Origin of the sequence: Acinetobacter sp. YH16053 (assembly GCF_013417035.1) — a bacterium.
Taxonomy (GTDB): Bacteria; Pseudomonadota; Gammaproteobacteria; order Pseudomonadales; family Moraxellaceae; genus Acinetobacter; species Acinetobacter towneri.
On the sequence record NZ_VPEP01000080.1, the window covers coordinates 1 to 2,427 of the forward strand.

Here is a 2,427-nt window from a genome sequence, read left to right on the forward strand (position 1 = left end):
TGTCTTAACGAATGCGGATAGAATGCATAAACTTACCTAAAAAATAAAATTCAGTTTTATGATAACTTTACTGTTAAAAGAAGTCTAGACAACCTTGTTTTATGCTTGGATATAAGGCTTATTTTAATATAAAATATTCTCAAAACTTTTTAACGAGTGAAAAAGTACTCAACCAAATAATAAAACAATTGAATTTAAAAGAAACCGATACCGTTTACGAAATTGGAACAGGTAAAGGGCATTTAACGACGAAACTGGCTAAAATAAGTAAACAGGTAACGTCTATTGAATTAGACAGTCATCTATTCAACTTATCGTCAGAAAAATTAAAACTGAATACTCGTGTCACTTTAATTCACCAAGATATTCTACAGTTTCAATTCCCTAACAAACAGAGGTATAAAATTGTTGGGAATATTCCTTACCATTTAAGCACACAAATTATTAAAAAAGTGGTTTTTGAAAGCCATGCGTCTGACATCTATCTGATTGTTGAAGAAGGATTCTACAAGCGTACCTTGGATATTCACCGAACACTAGGGTTGCTCTTGCACACTCAAGTCTCGATTCAGCAATTGCTTAAGCTGCCAGCGGAATGCTTTCATCCTAAACCAAGAGTAAACAGTGTCTTAATAAAACTTACCCGCCATACCACAGATGTTCCAGATAAATATTGGAAGCTATATACGTACTTTGTTTCAAAATGGGTCAATCGAGAATATCGTCAACTGTTTACTAAAAATCAGTTTCATCAAGCAATGAAACACGCCAAAGTAAACAATTTAAGTACCGTTACTTATGAGCAAGTATTGTCTATTTTTAATAGTTATCTATTATTTAACGGGAGGAAATAATTCTATGAGTCGCTTTTGTAAATTTGGAAAGTTACACGTTACTAAAGGGAATGTAGATAAATTATTAGGTATACTACTGACAGCTTCCAAGGAGCTAAAGAGGTCCCTAGACTAGCAAGAAGTACACAAGAAGCCTTAAAGATTATAGAAAAGCTTTTCCATGAAATGCTTAACATTATTTAATGTTAACATGTGGCTTTGTGGTAACTACCACGAGTGGTAACTTGTAACATGAAAAAAGTTACAAGTTACAAGTGGTTTATTTACGAACATAAAGGCTAGGAAAGCACTTGATAAGTATATCAAGTGCTTTTTTTCCGTTCGATTTTACTATCCAAGATACCGCTTGACGTACCTAATATTTTAGTGTGCTAAGGGCTTTGCTTTTTCTGGTTATAGTTCGTTCAAAAAAGACCGCAAGGGTAAATGCACGATCATAGATCGCCCTTGCAGCTTTTTAATCTCTCCACTTTTTTATAACCAAGCAAAGTTTTCTAATAAAAGATCTAAATACGTATCTTTCATCAATTGAGATTCATTGTTATTCAATATATTGTAGGTTGAAAGTATCAAATGTGAAAGTTGAGGATCAGAACGTAGGGTTGATTCGATAGCAAGTTCGATAGGCTCATTAAATATTCCTTCATAGCTTTTTTTTAACCATGCTGGATCTAAATGCATCATTTTATAAGTGAAGCCGAGAGGATCTGGTGCATTACCATCATGAACTTCTTCAGGTTCAAGCATGAAAGTTTGACCTTGATAGCTATCAATAATTTTTTTTCTACAATTGAATTGTTGATGTCCTAACTCTGTTACCCCTATAAGATAACTTGAGTGTAGATGAGGATCGTATGCAAAGCCTTTGAAGTGGGCATGAATTAGTTCTATACCTGTAGACTTATCCTGTGTGACATTGACCCAATTGCTCATATTTACTTAATTAGTCCTAATGGATTTAGCTTATCAAAAATTATCTAATGAAGAAATTCTAAAATTAACATAATACACCTTATACAAAATGCCCTTGTAAGCCCTTAATCAAGGGCATTTTTAGTCTCTACTTAACATAAAATTTTGGTGGTGCTTCAAAAAGTATGCTGCCTTTAAATGAAGCCATTATTGATGTAAAAGAAAAGAAGGCTAAATCAAAAGCTTTAAAATGGTTTTCAAGCTTTTTTGAAAAATTACAGCTTCTTCTGAAGCTACGCCTAATTCTATGCCTTATTTTGCAATTATTGCCTTCAATACCTACAGTAAAAAATTTACCAATACTTTGCTTACCATTTTTAAAAGCAGTGATGAAACTGTCCCAATGATCACTTGCAATTCGGGTGTAGTGAATATCTAATTGTTTAAGCTTTGTCTTCAATTGTTAGACTGTAGCTAAATCTCGTTTACCCCAAACATAAGCAACAATTTCACCTGTTTCTCGATGATAGGCGTAAATAAGCCATTGTTTATTCTTTTTATTTCCAACAAAATTCCAGAACTCATCTACTTCGAGAGATTCATAATGACTTTGCTGAGGCTGAATTTCATAGGTTGATTCAGTTAAAGTACGTAAAACTTT

Annotated in this window: 2 protein-coding genes and 1 pseudogene; 1 reads left to right on the plus strand and 2 read right to left on the minus strand. The window is 33.1% G+C overall.

The genetic code is table 11. The annotated features are described in order from the left end of the window. The first annotated feature begins 101 nt into the window (after positions 1 to 101). Positions 102 to 854 carry a 23S rRNA (adenine(2058)-N(6))-methyltransferase Erm(B) gene (erm(B), locus tag FTV43_RS15010; protein WP_154320141.1) on the plus strand — a complete coding sequence of 251 codons (753 nt, stop codon included), beginning with the start codon at positions 102 to 104 and terminating at the stop codon, positions 852 to 854. A 474-nt stretch (positions 855 to 1,328) separates the two neighbouring features. Here erm(B) and FTV43_RS15020 read toward each other — a convergent pair whose 3' ends face one another. Both FTV43_RS15020 and FTV43_RS15025 read right to left on the minus strand, forming a co-directional pair. Then, positions 1,329 to 1,787 carry an AraC family ligand binding domain-containing protein gene (locus tag FTV43_RS15020; protein WP_257224130.1) on the minus strand — a complete coding sequence of 153 codons (459 nt, stop codon included), beginning with the start codon at positions 1,785 to 1,787 and terminating at the stop codon, positions 1,329 to 1,331. 173 nt (positions 1,788 to 1,960) lie between these two features. Further along, positions 1,961 to 2,427 (minus strand): annotated as a pseudogene (locus FTV43_RS15025) (IS1-like element ISAba3 family transposase); the annotation flags it as partial.